The 19,636-nt window shown below is 64.8% G+C and carries 17 protein-coding genes; 11 read left to right on the top strand and 6 right to left on the bottom strand.

The genetic code is table 11. From position 1 onward, the window contains the following. The first annotated feature begins 17 nt into the window (after positions 1–17). The 7 genes from WM94_RS05300 (at position 18) to WM94_RS05270 (ending at position 9,815) form a co-directional block, all read left to right on the top strand. Positions 18–1,373: a DUF3426 domain-containing protein gene (locus WM94_RS05300; RefSeq protein WP_061550641.1), complete on the top strand. Its 1,356-nt coding sequence runs from the start codon at positions 18–20 to the stop codon at positions 1,371–1,373. Positions 1,374–1,627: 254 nt separating this feature from the next. Continuing rightward, on the top strand, positions 1,628–2,641 hold the full coding sequence (gene dusB / locus WM94_RS05295) for a tRNA dihydrouridine synthase DusB (RefSeq protein WP_061550640.1): 1,014 nt from the start codon (positions 1,628–1,630) through the stop codon (positions 2,639–2,641). Then, a complete protein-coding gene (gene fis / locus WM94_RS05290; protein WP_012274390.1) occupies positions 2,638–2,958 on the top strand; it encodes a DNA-binding transcriptional regulator Fis in 321 nt (106 codons plus the stop codon). Before dusB ends, fis begins: the two co-directional genes overlap by 4 nt. Before the next feature lie 81 nt (positions 2,959–3,039). Next, positions 3,040–4,647: a bifunctional phosphoribosylaminoimidazolecarboxamide formyltransferase/IMP cyclohydrolase gene (gene purH, locus WM94_RS05285; protein ID WP_061550639.1), complete on the top strand. Its 1,608-nt coding sequence runs from the start codon at positions 3,040–3,042 to the stop codon at positions 4,645–4,647. 182 nt (positions 4,648–4,829) lie between these two features. Further along, positions 4,830–6,125 carry a phosphoribosylamine--glycine ligase gene (gene purD / locus WM94_RS05280; RefSeq protein ID WP_013974372.1) on the top strand — a complete coding sequence of 432 codons (1,296 nt, stop codon included), beginning with the start codon at positions 4,830–4,832 and terminating at the stop codon, positions 6,123–6,125. Positions 6,126–6,269: 144 nt separating this feature from the next. Beyond that, the gene (locus tag WM94_RS05275; protein WP_061550638.1) at positions 6,270–9,041 is read left to right on the top strand and encodes a hybrid sensor histidine kinase/response regulator; all 2,772 of its coding nucleotides are present in this window, start codon (positions 6,270–6,272) and stop codon (positions 9,039–9,041) included. A 177-nt stretch (positions 9,042–9,218) separates the two neighbouring features. Beyond that, positions 9,219–9,815: a MarC family protein gene (locus tag WM94_RS05270; RefSeq protein ID WP_013974374.1), complete on the top strand. Its 597-nt coding sequence runs from the start codon at positions 9,219–9,221 to the stop codon at positions 9,813–9,815. 7 nt (positions 9,816–9,822) lie between these two features. Here WM94_RS05270 and WM94_RS05265 read toward each other — a convergent pair whose 3' ends face one another. The 6 genes from WM94_RS05265 to cobG form a co-directional block, all read right to left on the bottom strand. Then, positions 9,823–10,476 (bottom strand): hypothetical protein, encoded by a 654-nt coding sequence (locus WM94_RS05265; RefSeq protein ID WP_256206998.1) that lies wholly within the window; start codon positions 10,474–10,476, stop codon positions 9,823–9,825. A gap of 59 nt (positions 10,477–10,535) precedes the next feature. Beyond that, the gene (locus tag WM94_RS05260; protein ID WP_023662437.1) at positions 10,536–11,216 is read right to left on the bottom strand and encodes a hypothetical protein; all 681 of its coding nucleotides are present in this window, start codon (positions 11,214–11,216) and stop codon (positions 10,536–10,538) included. Between the two features lie 93 nt (positions 11,217–11,309). Then, positions 11,310–13,007, bottom strand: a complete 1,698-nt coding sequence (gene cobJ / locus WM94_RS05255) for a precorrin-3B C(17)-methyltransferase (protein WP_082810493.1) — start codon at positions 13,005–13,007, stop codon at positions 11,310–11,312. Beyond that, positions 12,995–13,729: a precorrin-2 C(20)-methyltransferase gene (locus tag WM94_RS05250; protein WP_177342357.1), complete on the bottom strand. Its 735-nt coding sequence runs from the start codon at positions 13,727–13,729 to the stop codon at positions 12,995–12,997. The genes cobJ and WM94_RS05250 overlap by 13 nt, the downstream gene beginning before the upstream one ends. Beyond that, a complete protein-coding gene (locus WM94_RS05245) occupies positions 13,726–14,352 on the bottom strand; it encodes a precorrin-8X methylmutase (RefSeq protein WP_039613543.1) in 627 nt (208 codons plus the stop codon). Before WM94_RS05245 ends, WM94_RS05250 begins: the two co-directional genes overlap by 4 nt. Continuing rightward, positions 14,345–15,676: a precorrin-3B synthase gene (gene cobG, locus WM94_RS05240; protein WP_177342355.1), complete on the bottom strand. Its 1,332-nt coding sequence runs from the start codon at positions 15,674–15,676 to the stop codon at positions 14,345–14,347. Before cobG ends, WM94_RS05245 begins: the two co-directional genes overlap by 8 nt. A gap of 245 nt (positions 15,677–15,921) precedes the next feature. Between cobG and WM94_RS05235 the strand changes: the two genes are divergently transcribed. The 4 genes from WM94_RS05235 (at position 15,922) to WM94_RS05220 (ending at position 19,634) form a co-directional block, all read left to right on the top strand. Beyond that, the gene (locus WM94_RS05235; RefSeq protein WP_061550633.1) at positions 15,922–17,133 is read left to right on the top strand and encodes a bifunctional cobalt-precorrin-7 (C(5))-methyltransferase/cobalt-precorrin-6B (C(15))-methyltransferase; all 1,212 of its coding nucleotides are present in this window, start codon (positions 15,922–15,924) and stop codon (positions 17,131–17,133) included. Next, a complete protein-coding gene (locus tag WM94_RS05230; RefSeq protein WP_061550632.1) occupies positions 17,126–18,220 on the top strand; it encodes a cobalt-precorrin-5B (C(1))-methyltransferase in 1,095 nt (364 codons plus the stop codon). Before WM94_RS05235 ends, WM94_RS05230 begins: the two co-directional genes overlap by 8 nt. Continuing rightward, positions 18,217–18,942: a cobalt-precorrin-6A reductase gene (locus tag WM94_RS05225; RefSeq protein ID WP_061550631.1), complete on the top strand. Its 726-nt coding sequence runs from the start codon at positions 18,217–18,219 to the stop codon at positions 18,940–18,942. The genes WM94_RS05230 and WM94_RS05225 overlap by 4 nt, the downstream gene beginning before the upstream one ends. 254 nt (positions 18,943–19,196) lie before the next feature. Next, positions 19,197–19,634, top strand: coding sequence for an NfeD family protein (locus WM94_RS05220; protein WP_003257542.1), 438 nt, complete (start codon positions 19,197–19,199; stop codon positions 19,632–19,634). The last annotated feature ends 2 nt before the right edge of the window (positions 19,635–19,636 follow it).

The raw sequence follows: 19,636 nt of genomic DNA, 5'->3' as shown, positions 1-19,636 counted from the left end.
AGCTCCCGGATTGCCGCATGACCGACAGTTTCGTCACCCAGTGCCCGCATTGCCAGACCAGCTTTCGCGTCACCCACCACCAGTTGAGCGTGGCCCGCGGTGTAGTGCGCTGTGGCCACTGCCTGCAGGTGTTCAACGCCGCCAGGCAGCTGCTGGAGCAGAACCGCGCCAGCGGAGCCAGCGCACCTGCGGTGCCGATACCAGCTGCACCTGCCGAACCGCTGGTCGAACCGGCGATCGCACCCCAGCCAGTCGCCAGCGAGCCCAGCGCCCCCTCGGACGAGGACTGGGCGCTCACCACCCAGGCGCTGGAATCGCTCGACCTCGACATGGAACTGGAGCGCCTGGAGCGCCGCGGCCAACCGGCCTCGGCTCGCCCGGCAAGCCAGGATGACGGCCTGCAGGCGCGGCGTGACGAACTGCACCCGGACGAACATGCCGACGACCTGTTCGGTACGGCAACCGATGAGCCGTTCGAGCCGCAACAGGCGGTAGAACCCACGCCCGTGCTGCGGGAGCCGGAGCCCCTGGAGCTGGACCTGGAACCCGCCCCAGGCGAGCGTACCGAGCCGACGTTAGGTGGCAATCTTGATCTGGACATCGACGACGAACCACCGGTACACCGTACCGCCGCAATCGATGACCACCCCGAATTCAACGAACCGCTGCGGGCCAGCGATGATGAGGCCCCTGTACGGGGCCTGAGCGCCCGGAACGACGAGCCGCTGGAGCTGCGCCTGTCAGCGCGCGACGACGAACCTGTCGAGCCGCTTCCCGACGAACGCCTGGAACCAGGCCTTGCCGGCAAAGCCGAGCGCCCGGCGCGCAAGGAGCCGCTGGTAGATGTGGTCGACGACCCACTGCAACTGGGCTGGGAACAGCCCGCGCCCAACTGGGGCAAGCGCTTGTTGTGGGGTTTCCTGACACTGCTGGCCGCTGGCTTGCTTGCGTTCCAGTATGTCTGGTTCCATTTCGACGAAATGGCCCGCCAGGACCAGTACCGGCCGCTCTTCCAGCAAGTCTGCCCGCTGGTCGGCTGCGAAGTGCCGACCCGCGTCGATATCGCTCGAATCAAGAGCAGCAACCTGGTAGTACGCAGCCACCCGGACTTCAAGGGCGCACTGATCGTCGATGCGATCATCTACAACCGCGCGCCGTTCGCCCAGCCGTTCCCGCTGCTGGAGCTGCGCTTCGCCGACCTCAATGGCCAGCTGATCGCCAGCCGTCGCTTCAAGCCCAGCGAATACCTGTCCGGCGAACTGGCCGGGCGCGGCGAAATGCCAAGCCAGACCCCGATCCATATCGCCCTGGACATCCTCGACCCAGGGCCGAAGGCCGTTAATTACAGCCTGAGCTTCCGTTCGCCGGAATAACCAGCAGCCCTGTGGGAGCGGGCGTGCCCGCGAACACGGGCGAAGCCCGTGCCATCCATTGCGCCGCCTGCTTCGCGGGCAGGCCCGCTCCCACAGGGGCCGCGCAAGGTCCTGGATCCTCACCCATACCAAAAGTCATAAGCCGACAACTGTTCAGATTTTATCCAAATCCATCTTTATCCGGTCACCGAGAGCGGGTATCATGCCAACCCTTTTTCGAACTCCAAGATTCGGCCCCACAACAGGGATCACCTATGTCGGCGGTACGCATCGGCCCATACACACTACGTAACAACCTGATCCTCGCGCCCATGGCCGGGGTCACGGACCAGCCTTTCCGTACACTTTGCCAGCGCCTGGGCGCCGGCATGGTGGTGTCGGAAATGGTCTCCAGTGACATGAGCCTTTGGAACAGCCGCAAGTCGAGCCTGCGCCGCATCCATGAAGGTGATCCCGAGCCACGCTCGGTACAGATCGCCGGTGGTGATGCGCAGATGATGGCAGCGGCGGCAAAGGCCAACGTCGATGCAGGCGCCCAGATCATTGATATCAACATGGGCTGTCCGGCAAAAAAAGTCTGCAACAAAGCCGCAGGCTCTGCTTTATTGAGAGATGAAGCCTTGGTCAGCGAGATTCTCCACGCCGTGGTCGGCGCCGTGGACGTCCCGGTGACCCTGAAGATCCGCACCGGCTGGGACCGGACGAACAAGAACGGCCTGAACGTGGCGAAGATTGCCGAGCAGGCCGGCATCCAGGCGCTGGCGGTGCATGGCCGCACACGCGCCGACCTGTACACCGGCGAAGCCGAATACGACACCATCGCTGCCATCAAGCAGGCGGTGTCGATCCCGGTTTTTGCCAACGGCGATATCACCTCGCCAGAAAAGGCCCGGGCGGTGCTGGACGCCACCGGGGTCGATGGCCTGTTGATCGGCCGGGCCGCCCAGGGGCGGCCATGGATCTTTCGCGAGATCGAGCATTACCTGCGCACTGGCGAACACCTGCCAGCGCCGCAGCTGGAGGAAGTGGAACGCATCCTGCTGGAGCACCTGGCCGCGCTGCATGCCTTCTATGGCGATGTGATGGGCGTACGTATTGCCCGCAAGCACGTTGGCTGGTACCTGGCAACACGACCCGGCGGCAAGGAGTTTCGCTCCCGGTTCAACGCTTTGGAAGACACACAAGCGCAGTGCGCCAACGTTCGCGCGTTTTTCAGCGAACGTCGACAGAGCCTTGAGACAGAGGACGGACAAGGGGTGGCCGCATGACGATGATGACCGAGACATTTGTGAGTGGAACAACGCCCGTGAGCGACAACGCCAACCTGAAACAGCACCTCAACACGCCGAGCGAAGAGGGCCAGACCCTTCGCGACAGCGTCGAGAAGGCGCTGCACAACTACTTCGCCCACCTGGAAGGCGCGACCGTGACGGACGTGTACAACCTGGTGCTCTCCGAAGTCGAGGCGCCCCTGCTCGAAAGCGTGATGAACTACGTGAAGGGCAACCAGACCAAGGCCAGCGAGATGCTCGGGCTGAACCGAGGCACCCTGCGCAAGAAGCTCAAGCAGTACGACTTGTTGTAAGCCAGAATCCCAACCAGAAAAGGCGGCTCCCTGAACAGAGGCGCCTTTTTTGCTGACTCCACCGCGTTATTGGAACCCGAAATGACCGACCAGACTACCCGCCTGCCAGTCCGCCGCGCCCTGATCAGCGTCTCCGACAAGACCGGTATCCTCGAATTCGCCCGTGAGCTGCAGCAGCTCGGTGTCGAGATCCTGTCCACCGGCGGCACCTACAAGCTGCTCAAGGACAACGGCGTCAATGCGGTGGAAGTGGCCGACTACACCGGCTTCGCCGAAATGATGGATGGCCGGGTCAAGACCCTGCACCCGAAAATCCACGGTGGCATCCTCGGCCGTCGCGGCACCGACGACGCCATCATGAACGAGCACGGCATCAAGCCGATCGACCTGGTAGCAGTCAACCTGTACCCGTTCGAAGCCACCATCTCCAAGCCTGGCTGTGACCTGCCGACCGCCATCGAGAACATCGATATCGGCGGCCCGACCATGGTCCGCTCGGCTGCCAAGAACCACAAGGACGTGGCCATCGTGGTCAATGCCAGCGACTACGCCGGCATCGTCGAAGGCCTCAAGGCCGGTGGCCTGACCTACGCCCAGCGCTTCGACCTGATGCTCAAGGCGTTCGAGCACACTGCTGCCTACGACGGCATGATCGCCAACTACATGGGCACCATCGACCAGGCTAAAGAAACCCTGAGCACTGAAGGCCGCAGCGAGTTCCCGCGCACCTTCAACAGCCAGTTCGTCAAGGCCCAGGAAATGCGTTACGGCGAAAACCCGCACCAGAGCGCGGCGTTCTACGTAGAAGCGAAGAAAGGCGAAGCCAGCGTTTCCACCGCCGTCCAGCTGCAGGGCAAGGAACTGTCGTTCAACAACGTGGCCGACACCGATGCCGCGCTGGAGTGCGTGAAGAGCTTCGTCAAGCCGGCCTGCGTCATCGTCAAGCACGCCAACCCGTGCGGCGTGGCCGTGGTACCTGAAGACGAAGGCGGCATCCGCAAGGCCTACGACCTGGCCTATGCCACCGACACCGAGTCGGCGTTCGGCGGCATCATCGCCTTCAACCGCGAACTGGACGGCGAAACCGCCAAGGCCATCGTCGACCGCCAGTTCGTCGAAGTGATCATCGCCCCGAAAATTTCCCAGGCTGCCCGCGAAGTGGTTGCCGCCAAGCAGAACGTACGCCTGCTGGAGTGCGGCGAGTGGCCTGCCGAGCGCGCTGCCGGTTGGGACTTCAAGCGCGTCAACGGTGGCCTGCTGGTGCAGAGCCGCGATATCGGCATGATCACTGCCGATGACCTGAAGATCGTCACCAAGCGTGCGCCAACCGAGCAAGAGATCAACGACCTGGTGTTCGCCTGGAAAGTGGCCAAGTTCGTCAAGTCCAACGCCATTGTCTACGCCAAGCAGCGCCAGACCATCGGCGTCGGCGCCGGCCAGATGAGCCGCGTCAACTCCGCGCGCATTGCTGCAATCAAGGCCGAGCATGCCGGCCTGCAGGTGCAGGGTGCAGTCATGGCGTCGGATGCGTTCTTCCCGTTCCGTGATGGCATCGACAATGCGGCTAAAGTGGGTATCAGCGCCGTGATCCAGCCAGGTGGTTCGATGCGTGATGCCGAGGTGATTGCTGCCGCTGACGAAGCCGGCATCGCCATGGTCTTCACCGGTATGCGCCACTTCCGCCACTAAACAGATGCAGGGCCGATCGCCGGCCCTTGTAGGAGCGGCCTTGTGTCGCGATAGGGCCGCAAAGCGGCCCCAGCAATTTCTGCTGCGAAGCTGAAAACCTGGGGCCGCTACGCGCCCCTTTCGCGACACAAGGCCGCTCCTACAGGAAGCGGGATCGGCCAGACAAAATTCGAGGTTTTGACATGAAAGTTTTGATCATCGGCAGCGGCGGCCGTGAGCACGCCCTGGCCTGGAAAGTCGCCCAGGACCCACGCGTCGAGAAAGTCTTCGTTGCCCCGGGCAACGCCGGCACCGCCATTGAAGCCAAGTGCGAGAACGTCGCCATCGACGTGTGCGCCCTGGAGCAACTGGCTGACTTCGCCGAGAAGAACGTCGACCTGACCATCGTCGGTCCGGAAGCACCGCTGGTCATCGGCGTGGTCGACCTGTTCCGCAGCCGCGGCCTGGACTGCTTCGGTCCGACCAAGGGCGCGGCCCAGCTGGAAGGCTCCAAGGCCTTCACCAAGGACTTCCTGGCGCGTCACAAGATCCCGACCGCCGACTACCAGAACTTCACCGAAATCGAGCCGGCGCTGGCCTACCTGCAGGAAAAAGGCGCGCCGATCGTGATCAAGGCCGACGGCCTGGCCGCGGGCAAGGGCGTGATCGTCGCCATGACCCTGGAAGAAGCCGAAGCCGCCGTGCGTGACATGCTGGCCGGCAACGCCTTCGGCGATGCGGGCTCCCGCGTGGTGATCGAGGAGTTCCTCGACGGCGAGGAGGCCAGCTTCATCGTCATGGTCGACGGCCAGAACGTGCTGCCCATGGCCACCAGCCAGGACCACAAGCGCGTCGGCGACCAGGACACCGGCCCGAACACCGGCGGCATGGGTGCCTACTCCCCTGCCCCGGTAGTCACCGCCGAAGTTCACCAGCGCGTGATGGACCAGGTGATCTGGCCGACCGTGCGCGGCATGGCCGAGGAAGGCAACGTCTACACCGGTTTCCTCTACGCCGGCCTGATGATCGACAAGGCGGGCAACCCCAAGGTCATCGAGTTCAACTGCCGCTTCGGCGACCCAGAAACCCAGCCGGTCATGCTGCGCCTGGAGTCGAGCCTGGTACTGCTGGTAGAGGCCGCCTTCGCCAAGGCGCTGGACAAGGTAGAAGCACAGTGGGATCCGCGCCCGAGCCTGGGCGTGGTACTGGCTGCCGGCGGCTACCCGGGCGACTACGCCAAGGGTGACGTGATCAACGGCCTGGACGCTGCCGCGAAGATCGAAGGCAAGGTGTTCCACGCCGGTACCGCACTCAAGGATGGCAAGGTGACCACCAACGGCGGGCGCGTGCTGTGTGCCACCGCCATGGGCAGCACCGTTGCCGACGCACAGCAGCAGGCTTACCGCCTGGCCAAGGAAATCAGCTGGAACGGCAGTTTCTACCGCACCGATATCGGCTACCGGGCCATCGCCCGCGAACGCGGTGAGCACCAGCAGTAAGTTGTACCGGACGTCCGCAGCGCGCCCCAGCACCTTGCGCCTGCGGCATCCGGCTCGTCGACAGGGCCCCAAGGGGCCTTGCCTTCGACTTGGCGCGCCGCGCATAGTTAATATCCGGCACCTAGGCTAAGAAGGGATTTCGTAGTGCGTCGGCTTCGGATTGCCTCAGCTCTGATCGTCAGCTTGCTGACCTTGCTCTGCATGTTCCCGGCGGCGGCCGAACATGACGGAGGCTGGGCCGTTATGCTCGACGAACAGGCCAACCTGCAACTGAGCGACGTGCGCTCCGAACGTTACCGCAACCAGTTCAGCCCGCTGGTACTTGCCGACCTGGATGCCGCTCCTGCGGAACAGGCCCTGTGGCTGCACTACCGCCTGGAGCCCGGCGAGCAGGAAAAACTGCTGCGGGTTTTCGCCCCAGACCTTTCTGGCCTGGACCTCTACGCCCTCGAGGGCGACAAGCTTCTGCGTCAGCTGCACCACGGGCGCCAGGCAGGCAATGCCAGCCCGACCCTACGTGGCAGCGACCATGTACTACCCCTGCCCAACAGCAAGCAACCCCTGGATATCTACCTGCGCCTGGTTTCCGAGCACCAGTTGCGCCCGGCCATCAGCCTGGAGCCTGCGGCCGTGGCAGCCTCCGACCAGCGCCAGCCACTGCTGTTCGGCATGCTGTTCGGCGGCTTGGTGATGCTGATCATGCACAACCTGATCCGCTTCATCTACAGCCGCTCCAGCACCACCCTGATCCTGGCGCTGTACCACGGCCTGATGCTGCTCAGCGGCCTGATCCTGCTGAACCTCAGCGGCCCCTGGTGGCACGTTTGGCATAGCGCGCAAACACCCGCCGCATACCTGACGCTGGTCCTGGCCGGCCTGGCGGGGCTGGGTTTCACCCAGCATTTCTTCTCGCCATGCAACTCGCCACGGCTAAACCGCCTGCTGCAGGGCGAGATGCTGCTGGTCGGGGTGAGCGGGTTGGTGCTGCTGTTCGTCGACACCCTGCCCCTCAACCTGATGACCTACGCCCTGATGGCCCTGGGCAGCGTGAGCATGCTGCTGGTCAGCAGCTACCATTGGTACAAGGGCTATGCGCCAGCACGTCTGTTCAGCCTGGCCATGGTGGTGTTCAACCTCGGTGGCCTGGTGCTGCTGCCAGCGCTACTGGGCCTGACCCGTACCTCGACGCCCTGGCTGCTGTGCATCCTGCTGGGCCTGACCGTGGCCAGCGGCCTGCTGCTCAACCTGGCCGTCAGTGAACGCCTGCGGCGCATTAGCGAGGAGCGCTTCAGCGCCAGCCGCGCACTGGCCGCCAGCGATGCCGAAATCAACGCCAAGGCCGAGTTCCTGGCCAAGATCAGCCACGAAATCCGTACCCCCATGAACGGTGTGCTGGGCATGACCGAGCTGCTTCTGGGCACGCCGCTGTCGGTCAAGCAACGCGACTACGTGCAGACCATTCACAGCGCCGGCAACGAACTGCTGACGCTGATCAACGAGATTCTCGACATTTCCAAGCTGGAATCCCGGCAGATCGAACTCGATGACGTGCAGTTCGACCTCAACGCGTTGATCGAGGATTGCCTGAACATCTTCCGCGCCAAGGCCGAACAGCAGAACATCGAACTGATCAGCTTCACCCAACCACAGGTACCACGGGTGATCAGCGGCGACCCGACGCGCCTGCGCCAGGCCTTGTCGAGCCTGTTGGAGAATGCCCTGAAAAACACCGACCAGGGCGAGATACTGCTGGTAGTGGCGCTGGACCAGCGCGGCGAGGTACCGCGCCTGCGCATCGCCGTGCAGGACAGCGGCGAACCGTTGCCGGCCGCTGACCGCGAAGCCTTGCTGCAGGCCGAGTTGCACAGCCACCACTTCCTGTCCAGCAACAAGCTGGGCGGCCACCTGGGGCTGGTCATCGCCAAGCAGCTGATCGGGCTGATGCAGGGCGAGTTCGGCATCAAGAGCAGCACCGGCATGGGCAATACCCTGTGGCTGACCCTGCCGCTGGACCCTTCGCGCCTGGAACAGCCACCGGCCGACCTCGACAGCCCGCTGCGTGATGCTCGCGTACTGGTGGTGGACGACAACGACACCTGCCGCAAGGTGCTGGTACAGCAGTGCAGCGCCTGGGGCATGAACGTCAGCGCGGTCCCGTCGGGCAAGGAAGCACTGGCCCTGCTGCGCACCAAGGCCCACCTGCGCGACTACTTCGATGCCGTGCTGCTGGACCAGAACATGCCGGGCATGACCGGCATGCAGCTGGCCGCCAAGATCAAGGAAGACCCGAGCCTGAACCACGACATCCTGGTGGTGATGCTCACCGGCATCAGCAACGCGCCGAGCAAGGTCATTGCGCGCAACGCCGGGGTCAAGCGGATCCTCGCCAAGCCGGTGGCCGGCTACACGCTGAAAACCACCCTGGCCGAAGAACTGGCCCAGCGCGGCCGCGAGCAAGCCGTACCAGCCAGTTTGCCCGGCATCCCCCAGGCACTGGACCTGCCCGGCGATTTCCGCGTGCTGGTCGCCGAGGACAACAGCATCTCGACCAAGGTGATCCGCGGCATGCTTGGCAAGCTCAACCTCGAGCCCGACACCGCCAGCAATGGTGAAGAGGCCTTGCAGGCGATGAAGGCGCAGCGCTATGACCTGGTGCTGATGGACTGCGAAATGCCGATACTTGACGGTTTCTCGGCCACCCAGCAGCTGCGCGCCTGGGAAGCCGCCAACCAGCGCCAGCGCACCCCGGTGGTGGCGCTGACCGCGCACATACTTGCCGAACACAAGGAACGCGCCCGCCTGGCGGGCATGGACGGGCACATGGCCAAACCGGTGGAACTGTCGCAGTTGCGAGAGCTGATCCAGTACTGGGCCAACCACCGGGAAGCCAAGGTGGATCCGGTGCATAGCTCCTGATCTGAGGCGCCTGTGCCGGCCTCTTCGCGGGTGAACCCGCTCCCACAGGTACTGCATAAGACCTGAAGGCAATGCTATCCCTGTGGGAGCGGGTTCACCCGCGAAGAGGCCGGCACAGGCTATCAACAGAATCTGCTGATAAACTCTGCCCAGCCATAACTGCCTGGACTAGCCCCCATGCTCCATGAGTTGTTCAGCGTCTACCTGAAAATGCTCGTGCTCTACAGCCCGTTCTTCGTGCTGTCGTGCTTCATCAGCCTGACCCGCGGCCATTCCAGCAAGGAGCGCAAGCAGCTGGCATGGAAGGTAGCCATCGCCGCACTCATCGCCAGTGTCCTGCTGTACCTGTTCGGTCGGGCGATCTTCGGCATCTTCGGCATCACCGCCGACGCCTTCCGCATCGGCGCTGGCAGTGTGCTGTTCATTTCGGCACTGGGCATGGCCCAAGGCAAGTCTGCGGTACAGGCCGACAACGTGCAGCAGGATGTCACCATCGTGCCGCTGACCATCCCGCTCACCGTCGGCCCGGGCACCATCGGTGCACTGCTGGTAATGGGCGTCGGCCACCCGCACTGGGACGACAAGCTGTTGGCCATCATCAGCATCGCCCTGGCCAGTTTTACCGTCGGCCTGGTGCTGTACCTGTCACACCGTATCGAGCGCATCCTCGGCGACCAGGGCCTGCAGATCGTCAGCCGGCTGATGGGGCTGTTCGTCTGCGCCCTGGCTGCGCAAATCATCTTTACCGGTATCAAAGGCTACCTGGCGCCATAGCCATTGCCTAATGCAGGTCGAACCGATACTCCCCTTGTGCATCCTTGGTTTTCATCAATGCCTCCAGCTCATCTCGCTGGTGTTGGAAACGCCCGTTATCCAGCTGCAAGGAAACGCCATTGAACCCGGCTTCACCCTCCAGCGCCTTTTCGACCAGCAGCATGTCCTTGGGTATGCCGGCAATCGGTGCGTCGAATTGGATGGTGATACTGCAAAGATCGAGGGTCGGGCCCGGCTTGAGCAAGCCAAGCTCGATCACCAGTTGCGAACCCTGCGTGCTGAACTTCAGCTGGTGACGAAAACCTTCGATCGATCGGCCCAGGCCACTTCTTACTGCAGCCAGCACAGCCTCATGACGGATCGAGCGCATCTTCAGCCACGCCTCGAGTGGCTGTATCTGCGCGCTGCGCGCGGGCTGCCCCAGCTGTTTCAAGTCATGCGTACTGGCCAGCTTGATCCAGCCCAGTTGCCGGTATGCCTCGCGATAGGCGTCATACCAGGCTTCATAGTTGTCAAAGCGTGACCCCGCATTCCTGTTGGCCACCAACTGGGCGTAAAGGATGGAGTCGAAAGCAGCCTGGCGTTGAATCTGGCCAGCGTCCGCGCGATACAGTAATGCAGTCCCGCCAATCAACATCAGTTGTTCAGCTGTTCTGTCCATTGCATTGCCTCGTCACAAAGAGCCGAACAAGGCGGCGTTGCAACAACGCCGCCCTGCAATCAGAAGTCGTACTGGAGAACGTTCTCGACGCTGCGCACGCCAAGTTTGTTTTCCACGGTTTCGCGGACCTTGTCGTAGACGAAAGTGTTGAGGGTGAGCACAGCCATGCCGGCGTAGTACTCGGTCTTTTCCAGCTTCCACTGGATACCCAGGATGTCATCCTCCAGTTTGGGGGCAGAGGCCTGGATGCAGCTCACCACCATGACCACATCGTTGTTGTCGGTTTCGACGCAGGCGGCCATCCCGACCATGCCCCTGACCTTGTTCTTGCGCTTGTGATCGACCACCTTGACGTCATTTTCGACGGTGGTGAGTTTGTCGAAAGCCGCCTTGGCCAGCACACCCAACTTGGTACCACCCAGCACTGCATTGCCGACCGCACCGATCGCCCGTATAGCGACAGCGCCTACGGTGACAGACAACTCGGCAGAGGTTTCCAGCTCGAAGGTGCGACGAGGGATGGTAAAGCCAAGATCACGCATGACATCGATGAACCGGTCGTACCACTCCCTGCTCTGTTTTTCGGCATCGAAGGACTTGTCAGCCACCAAGGTGGCAAAGTGGAAGGCGTTCTTTACGTCATGACGGCTTTGCGAAGACATGCCTGCGCCGCAGGCCAGCAGGTTGCCTTCGACCAGGATGGCGGTGTCGGTCGCAGTGACTTGTGTTTCTGTGGACATGTGGAAACTCCTAGATGGTTGCCCCCCGAGTCAGGGGCGACCACCTTAGGCAGCACGCCCAGGATGCAGCGCGCTGAAGGGTTTCCGGTGCAACTAGTCAGCCGACGGGTACCAACGCGGGGTGTAGGCCCACACCCCGCCCGACAAGCGAGGAAACACGCAGGTTGTAGATGAACCCACCAGCACCATGGTGCGCATGTCGACCATTTCCGGCAGCAGTTCGGCCAATGTGACGACCCTCAGCGTCTGCCCCGGCCTACCGATGTCACGGCCAAGGACTACAGGCGTGTTACCCTCGCGGTGCCGACGCACGACCTCCAGCGCTACCCCAAGCTGGTGCGGCCTGGCCTTGGAAATCGGGTTGTAGAATGCCAGCACCAGGTCGGCCTGGGCCGCCAGGTCCAGGCGCTTTTCAATGATCGACCAAGGCTTGAGGTTGTCGGACAGCGACATCACACAGAAGTCATGCCCCAGCGGCGCGCCCGCCTGGGCGGCCGTCGCGAGCGAGGCCGACACCCCTGGCAGGATCTCGAGATCCACCCGGTGCCAGGCCGGGTCCGTGGACTCGTGCAGCGCTTCAAGTACCGCAGCCGCCATGGCGAACACCCCCGGGTCGCCCGACGAAACCACCACCACCGAACGGCCCTGAGCCGCGAGTTCGAAGGCATGCCGGGCACGCTGCATCTCTTCACGGTTGTCGGTGCAGTGCAGTACCTGGTCGTCACGGAACGGGCCGGCCATGCGCACGTAGGTTTCGTAACCGAGCACATCCTCGGCCCGCGCAAGCTCGGCCTTGACCGCCGGCACCATCAGCTCGGCTGCACCCGGCCCCAGGCCGATGACCGCCAAACGACCCCGACGACGACCGATCTGCGCCACTTCGACCGGGGCAGGCGCCACCGCGATGACCACGTCTGCCACCTCGATCAGCTGCGCAGCAGGCAATGCCGCGGCAACCATGCTGGCGAGATCATGCGTCCTGGCAGCAAAGCGCAAGGCAACCCCCAGGGCCTGTGCGGCCTCGTACAGGGCGCTATCGGCCATGGCTTGCTCGTCGGCCAGCAGGCAGGCCACTGCCGGCTCGGCGATGCCGGCCTGCTGCAATGCCGACCGGATACTGGCCAGGCTACCGCCAGCAACACCCACCACCACCGAACGCGGGTGGATCAGCAGCTCGTCGCGGCTGGCCGGGCGCGCCTGGTGCCCTACATGGATGGTACGCCGGGCCGCCTCGCTGGCAGGCAGCTGCGCCTGCTGCAGCCACGGCGCGTCACCTTCGATGCGCACCGCCTCGCCAGCCAGCAGATCGGAGACGAAGCGCTTGCCTTGCTCGATATCCGCCAACGCGTAACCTTGCGGTGGGTTCAGCAGACAGGTGCCGAAACGCAACTCGCCGCTGGTGGTAATCGCCGCAGCAACGCCCAGTGCTTCAGCGATTTCGCGCGCCATCACGTTCACACCGCCAAGGCCACCGAGCAACGGCACTACCGCGCTGCCGTCTTCGGCCACGGCCAGTACTGGCGGCTCGACACCTTTCTCGCTGAGCAGGCTGGCGAGGCTGCGGATGACGATACCCGCCGCGCACAAGGCAATGATCGGAGTGTTCTGCTGGTACAGCCCACGCAGGGTATCGCCGAACGCGGTGTAGCAAAGGTCGGCACCCTCGACCCGTCCTTCCAGCCCATGGATCGATGCTTGTGGATAACACTGCTGGATACGCTGCGCCGTGGCCAGGCTGCCCTGGCCAAGGATGACGATCGCCGGTGCCTGGTGCATGTTCAGCCCTGCCATTTTTCACCCGGCACGATAATCAGCGAGAAGTACGGCGACGACTGTGGGTCGACCTGGTCCAGCGGCACGATTTTCTGGTTGGCCATGGTCGCCCGCTCCACATACAGCGCGCGCCCGTCCAGGCCCAGTTCGGCCAGCACTTCGCGCACCTTGGGGAAGTTGCGGCCAAGCTTCATGATCACCGCCGCGTCGGCATCGGCCAGGCGACGCTTGAGCTCTTCGGCCGACAACACGCCAGACAGCACCGACAGGCTCTGGTTGCGGTACACCAGCGGCGCGCCCAGTACCGAGGCGCCACCGAGCATCGAGCAGACGCCGGGGATCACTTCGGCCTCGTAGCGCTGTGCCAGGCGGTCGTGCAGGTACATGTAGGAACCATAGAAGAACGGGTCGCCCTCACAGATAACCGCCACGTCGCGGCCGGCATCCAGGTGCTCGGCCACCTGCACGCTGGCCTCGTCGTAGAAGTCGCTGATCACCTGTTCATAGGACAGCGGCGCTGGCAGCGCTTCGGTGGTTACCGGGTAGACCAGCGGCAGCAGGGTCTGCTCGGGCTGCAGGTGCGCCTCGATGATGCCGAAGGCGTTGCCGCGCTTGCCCTTGGCCACGAAGTAGCCAACCACAGGCGCTTCACGCAGCAGGCGCAGGGCCTTGAGGGTAATCAGTTCTGGGTCGCCAGGGCCCACACCCAGGCCCAGCAGACGTCCACGCGGCGCCATCATTCCACCTCCGTGGCCAAGGCGTTGACCGCAGCTGCGGCCATCGCGCTACCGCCCAGGCGGCCCTGCATGATCACGAACGGCACGCCACGGCTGTCGGCGGCGAGCATCGCCTTGGACTCGGCGGCACCGACAAAGCCGACCGGGAAGCCGAGGATAAGTGCTGGTTTCGGGGCGCCGGCGTCGAGCATTTCCAGCAGGTAGAACAGTGCGGTAGGCGCATTGCCGATCACCACCACACTGCCTTCCAGGTACGGTCGCCACAGCTCCAGGGCGACGGCGGAACGGGTGTTGCCGGCGTCTTTCGCCAGGCCCGGTACGCTCGGGTCGCGCAGGGTGCAGATGACCTTGTTGTCGGCGGGCAGCCGGGCGCGGGTGATGCCTTCGGCGACCATGTGCGCATCGCACAGGATCGGCGCGCCGTTCAGCAACGCCTCGCGCCCGGCCCGGCCGGCGCCTTCGGAGAACTGCAGGCCATCGATGGCGTCGACCATGCCACAGGCGTGGATCACGCGCACGGCGAGCTTTTCGAGGTCTGCGGGGATCCGCTCGAGTCGGGCTTCCTCGCGGATGATCCGGAAGGAATTGCGATAGATCTCCTGACCATCGCGGATGTAGTCAATCATCAAGGTGCTCCGTCGGCAGGTCGAGCATGGCGCCTGCTTCATTCAAGGTAAGGTCGGTGGCGCGCAGGGCGCCGAAGCCCGGCTGGCGCGCATCACGCAGGTACAGGTCGTAACGGCCCGGCGCGCGGGCCAGCAGGGTGGCCGGGGCAACATGGGCCACGGCGCAGGATCGGGGGCAACCGGACAAGTGCACGCTGCCGGGCACACCAGGGCCGAGCAGTGCGGCCAGGGTGACGGCGTCGGCCTTGGTCTCGCCCAGGGCCTTGGCACAGCCACTGGCGCCGGTACAGGCGCTTATGCGTGCCAGTGGCTCATGGTCATGGCATAGCAGGCCCAGTGCGGACAACCCGGCCTGGGCGTGGTCGATGTGTTGCGCTTGCAGGTTGGTCAGCACCAGGCTTTGCCAGGGGCTCAGGCGCAGGCTGCCATCGCCATGTTCACGGGCAACGCGCGCAGCGCCACGCAGCATGGCCGGGGTCAGGCGCCCCTGCGGCGGGGCAACGCCCAAGGCGACGCCCTGCGCCTGGGGCAGAACGCCCAGCCACGAGGCGCTGCGCGGTTCACGTCGCCATGCGAGCACGGCGGCATCGCGGCGGATGGCCAGGCCGAGCCCGTCGATGAAATCGGTTGCCGAACATACCTCGAGCAACTGGCGCATGCGCGACTGTGCCGGGGTGGCCAGGTCGAGGAAGCGCTCCAGCACCGCACGCACCAGCACCAGGCCTTGGTCCGCCGGCACCGCGCCGAGCACCTGGCCGTCTGCCGGGCAACCTGCCAGGCCAAACGCCAGCCAGGTCTGCTGCCCCAGGCGCAGGGCAGACAGCCACAGGTCATGGGGGTGTTCGAGCATGGCCAGGTTTTCGCCGGCATCCAGCTGCACAGCGAACTTGGCCGACAACTGGTGAAAACGCGGGGTGCCCTCCAGCAGGTCGAGGATCTGCCCGGCCAACGGTCGAGCGTCCAGCAGCATCGCCGGGTCATGCCCGGCCAGCGGGCTGAGCATCAGGTTGCGCACATCGTCACCGGCGGCATCACGTGGGCCCAGGCCGGCAGCGAGCAGTGTCTCGACCAGGCCGCGATGGTCGCTGCCGATGCCGCGAATCTGCAGGTTGCCGCGGTTGGTGGCCTCGATCACGCCACCGGCGAAACGCTCGGCAGCCGCCGCCACTGCGTCGGCCTGGTCGGCCAGCAGCAGGCCGCCCGGCAGCTTGATGCGGCAGATGCCGCCATCACGGGCACTGACGATGCGCCACAACCCCGGGCAGGCCGAGGGACGGGGCGATACATGGAAGGCATGGGCCTGGGTCAAAGGGGCGTCCGGCAATCTGTGAAAATGCGCTTGAGTGTAGAAGGCGCGGTATTATGCCTGCTTTGTCCGGCGGCATGAAAAGCCGGTGGTCGAGCATCATCGACGATCGAGTAGAAATTAAGGACCGCGTCGCCTTCCTTCGCGGGCATACCCGCTCCCACAGGATCACCGCTGCCCTCAACGGCTGCGCTGTACCTGTGGGAGCGGGCGAGCCCGCGAAGGGGGGCGCAGCGGCCCCAAAAAATGGCGGAATGAAATACATGGCACCCTGGCTGACAGTAGTAGGTATCGGCGAAGACGGCTTCAGCGGCCTGGGCAAGCAGGCCCGGCGCGCGCTGCTGGGCGCTGCGCGGATCTTCGGCAGCCCGCGCCAGCTGGCCTTGCTGCCACGCTGCGTGGCCGGCGAACGGCTGGGCTGGCCAAGCCCGTTCTCGCTGGCCCCGGTACTGGCCCTGCGCGGCCAGCCGGTGTGCGTGCTGGCCAGCGGCGACCCGATGTTCTACGGCGTCGGTGCCAGCCTGGCGCGCCAACTGCCCGCCGCTGAAATACGCGTGCTGTCGATGCCCTCCTCCTGCGCCCTGGCCGCCGCCCGCCTGGGCTGGCCACTCCAGGACGTGCAGGTGGTATCGCTGGTCGCTCGGCCCCTGGCAGCGCTCAATGCCCATCTGCACAGCGGTGTGCGCCTGCTGGTGCTGAGCAACGACGGCGACAGCCCGGCAGCAATTGCCACGCAACTGCGCGAGCGGGGCTTCGGGCCAAGCCGCCTGCGAGTCTTCGAACACTTGGGTGGCGTGGACGAACGTGAGTTGGCCGGCACCGCCCAGGACTGGCCGCACAGCGACGTCGCCGCGCTCAACCTGGTAGCCATCGAGTGCCTGGCCACGCCCGAGGCGCCGCGCCTGCACCGGCTGGCCGGGCTGCCGGACAGCGCCTTCCGGCATGACGGCCAGCTGACCAAGCGCGACGTCCGCGCCATCACACTGGCCCGCCTGGCACCACAGCCCGGCGAACTGCTGTGGGACGTGGGCGCCGGCTGCGGCTCGATCGGCATCGAATGGATGCGCGCCCACCCGGCCTGCCGCGCCTTGGCCATCGAGGCCGACGAAGGCCGCCAGGGCTTCATCGAACACAACCGCGATGCGTTGGGTGTACCCGGTCTGCAACTGGTCCGCGGCAAGGCACCGGCGGCGCTGGAGGGCCTGGAGCAACCGGATGCTGTCTTCATCGGTGGCGGCGTCACCCGCGAAGGTGTGCTCGAACTGTGCTGGGCAAACCTGCGCCCCGGCGGCCGGCTGGTAGCCAATGCGGTGACCTTGCAAAGCGAACTGGCCCTGACGCATTTCCGTGAACGCCACGGCGGCGAGCTGACCCGCATCCATGTCGCCCATGCCCAGCCATTGGGCGCGTTCGACACTTGGCGCCAGGCGCTGCCGATCACCTTGCTGGACGTGGTGAAACCCGCCGATGCGTGAAGAAACCCGCGAACAGCCCGCCCCCCTGCGCAGCGGCCTGACCACCGGCAGCTGCGCCACCGCCACCAGCCTGGCGGCAGCACGCTTGCTGCTCGGTGGCGAGAGCAACGACGCCGTCAGCATCACCCTGCCCAAGGGCAAGGTGGTGCAGATGCGCCTGGAGTTCTGCCGCCTCACCAGCCAAGGTGCCGAAGCGGGCACGCTCAAGGACGCCGGCGACGACCCGGACGTGACCCATGGGGCCCTGCTCTATAGCCAGGTTCGCCTGCTGGCCGAACCTGGCATCCGGTTTGTCGCCGGCAGCGGCGTCGGCACCGTGACCCGCCCGGGGCTGGTGCTGGCGGTGGGTGAGCCGGCCATCAACCCGGTGCCACGGCGCATGATCAGCGAACACCTGCAACGCCTGGCGGACGAATGCAGCTATCCCGGCGGCTTCGAGGTGACGGTCAATGTGCAGGGCGGCGAGCAACTGGCCCTGAAGACCATGAACCCGCGCCTGGGCATTCTCGGCGGTCTGTCGATCCTCGGCACCAGCGGCATCGTGCGGCCGTTTTCCTGCGCGGCCTACATTGCCTCGATCCACCAGGGCATCGACGTCGCCCACACCAACGGCTACACGCATATCGCCGCATGCACCGGGAACGCCAGCGAAGACACCATGCGCCGCGTCTATGGCCTGCCGGAAATAGCCCTGATCGAAATGGGCGACTTCGTCGGTGCGGTGCTCAAGCACCTGCGCAAGGTACCGGTGCCACGCCTGACCCTGTGCGGCGGTTTCGGCAAGATCAGCAAACTGGCTGCCGGGCACATGGACCTGCACAGCCGTCATTCCAGCATCGACCTGCCGCAACTGGCCGGCTGGGCGGCGGACATCGGCGCCGACGCAGCGCTGCAGGCATCGATCATTACTGCCAACACCAGCCAACAGGCCCTGGCACTGGCCCATGCGGCCGGCATTCCCTTGGGTGACGCGGTGTGCGCCCACGCCCTGGCCTTCGCCCGCAGCGTGGTGCCGGCGCAGGTGCAGGTGGAGGTGTTCGCCATCGATCGCCAGGGTGGCATCGTCGGCCGGGCGGGTGTGCAATGAACGGGCGCATCCTGCTGCTGGGCGGCGTCACTGAAGCCCTGGCCATCGCTCGCCGCCTGGGCCCGCAGCATGTCTACAGCCTGGCGGGCATCGGCCGGGTGCCGCAGGACCTGCAATGCCAGGTTCGGGTCGGCGGCTTTGGCGGCGCCGAAGGGCTGGCGAACTACCTGCACGATGCAGGCATCACGTTGCTGATCGATGCTACCCATCCCTATGCCGCGCAGATCAGCCGCAACGCGGCCAACGCCGCACGCTTGGCCGGTATTCCGTGCTGGGCCTTGCGCCGCCCGGCCTGGCAGACACAAGCGGGGGACGACTGGCGCGAGGTCGAGGACTGGGCGGGGTTGATCGAGGCACTCAAGCCGTTTCGCAGGCCATTGTTCACGCTGGGGCGTGAGCCGCTGCAGCATCTGGACGAGATACCGCTGGAGCAGTTCTGGACCTTGCGTGCGTTGGAAACGTGCCCTGGCAACGATCGCTGCGAAGTGATTGGCGCGCGCGGGCCGTTCCATATCGAGGATGAGCGGGCGTTGTTCCAGCGCCGCAAGATCGATGTGCTGATCAGCAAGAACAGTGGCAGCGTAGCGACCGAACCGAAGCTGGAGGTGGCGCGGGAGCTGGGGATACCTGTGCTGATCCTGAAGCGACCGGCTTTGCCGGATGTGGACCGGACATTCGATTCGCCAGCCGACCTGGCTGCGGCGCTCGACCTGCGCGGATAACAAATTCCGTAAGCGCACCGCAGATCCCTGTGGGAGCGGGTTTACCCGCGAAGAAATCAACGCGGTGCATGGCACCGGCTTCGCCGGTGTTCGCGGGTGAACCTGCTCCCACAGGGGACGCGGCAACTTTCATGTATTTGCACAAGATAGTTGCTCCTACAGCCATTTCGGACTTTTCTTGCAAACCATGAAGTGGCCATGTGCCGCACTGCTACCTTAAACTCGGCACTCCCCTCCCGGAAGGCGCTACCCATATGGAAATGCAATGGTGGATCTGGCTGGTCTTCGGCATCGCGCTGATCCTGCTCGAACTGGTCCTGCCGACGTTCTTCATCCTCTGGTTCGGCATCGGCGCCGTGCTGGTATCGCTCATTTCGCTGGCCGCCCCCAGCCTGCAACTGGACATGCAGGTGCTGCTGTGGGTGCTGATGTCGTCAGTCACCACGGCACTGTGGTTCAAGCTGTTCCGGCGCAAGCAACCAGACGTGCGCTGGACCGCCGAAAGCGTGATCGGTGAAGTGGGGCTGCTGACTGCTGGTGTATCGGAGTTCCAGAAAGGCCGTGTGCGCTTCCAGAAGCCTATCCTCGGCAACGAGGAATGGACCTGCATCGCCGACAGCGAGATCGCGGCCGGCGAGCGGGTACGCCTGACCGCCATCGAAGGGAACACCGCCCGGGTCATTCGGGCCTGAAT

Source organism: Pseudomonas sp. ABFPK (assembly GCF_001586765.1).
GTDB classification, from domain to species: domain Bacteria; phylum Pseudomonadota; class Gammaproteobacteria; order Pseudomonadales; family Pseudomonadaceae; genus Aquipseudomonas; species Aquipseudomonas asiatica.
The sequence above is the reverse complement of the archived record's forward strand: the minus strand, read 5'-3'. Positions and strand labels throughout refer to the sequence as shown.

Coding starts and splice junctions, on each gene's coding strand:
- WM94_RS05300 (WP_061550641.1), top strand. CDS start 18: ATGACCGACAGTTTCGTCACCCAGTGCCCGCATTGCCAGACCAGCTTT.
- dusB (WP_061550640.1), top strand. CDS start 1,628: ATGTCGGCGGTACGCATCGGCCCATACACACTACGTAACAACCTGATC.
- fis (WP_012274390.1), top strand. CDS start 2,638: ATGACGATGATGACCGAGACATTTGTGAGTGGAACAACGCCCGTGAGC.
- purH (WP_061550639.1), top strand. CDS start 3,040: ATGACCGACCAGACTACCCGCCTGCCAGTCCGCCGCGCCCTGATCAGC.
- purD (WP_013974372.1), top strand. CDS start 4,830: ATGAAAGTTTTGATCATCGGCAGCGGCGGCCGTGAGCACGCCCTGGCC.
- WM94_RS05270 (WP_013974374.1), top strand. CDS start 9,219: ATGCTCCATGAGTTGTTCAGCGTCTACCTGAAAATGCTCGTGCTCTAC.
- WM94_RS05265 (WP_256206998.1), bottom strand. CDS start 10,476: ATGGACAGAACAGCTGAACAACTGATGTTGATTGGCGGGACTGCATTA.
- WM94_RS05260 (WP_023662437.1), bottom strand. CDS start 11,216: ATGTCCACAGAAACACAAGTCACTGCGACCGACACCGCCATCCTGGTC.
- cobJ (WP_082810493.1), bottom strand. CDS start 13,007: ATGGCAGGGCTGAACATGCACCAGGCACCGGCGATCGTCATCCTTGGC.
- WM94_RS05250 (WP_177342357.1), bottom strand. CDS start 13,729: ATGATGGCGCCGCGTGGACGTCTGCTGGGCCTGGGTGTGGGCCCTGGC.
- WM94_RS05245 (WP_039613543.1), bottom strand. CDS start 14,352: ATGATTGACTACATCCGCGATGGTCAGGAGATCTATCGCAATTCCTTC.
- WM94_RS05235 (WP_061550633.1), top strand. CDS start 15,922: ATGGCACCCTGGCTGACAGTAGTAGGTATCGGCGAAGACGGCTTCAGC.
- WM94_RS05230 (WP_061550632.1), top strand. CDS start 17,126: ATGCGTGAAGAAACCCGCGAACAGCCCGCCCCCCTGCGCAGCGGCCTG.
- WM94_RS05225 (WP_061550631.1), top strand. CDS start 18,217: ATGAACGGGCGCATCCTGCTGCTGGGCGGCGTCACTGAAGCCCTGGCC.
- WM94_RS05220 (WP_003257542.1), top strand. CDS start 19,197: ATGGAAATGCAATGGTGGATCTGGCTGGTCTTCGGCATCGCGCTGATC.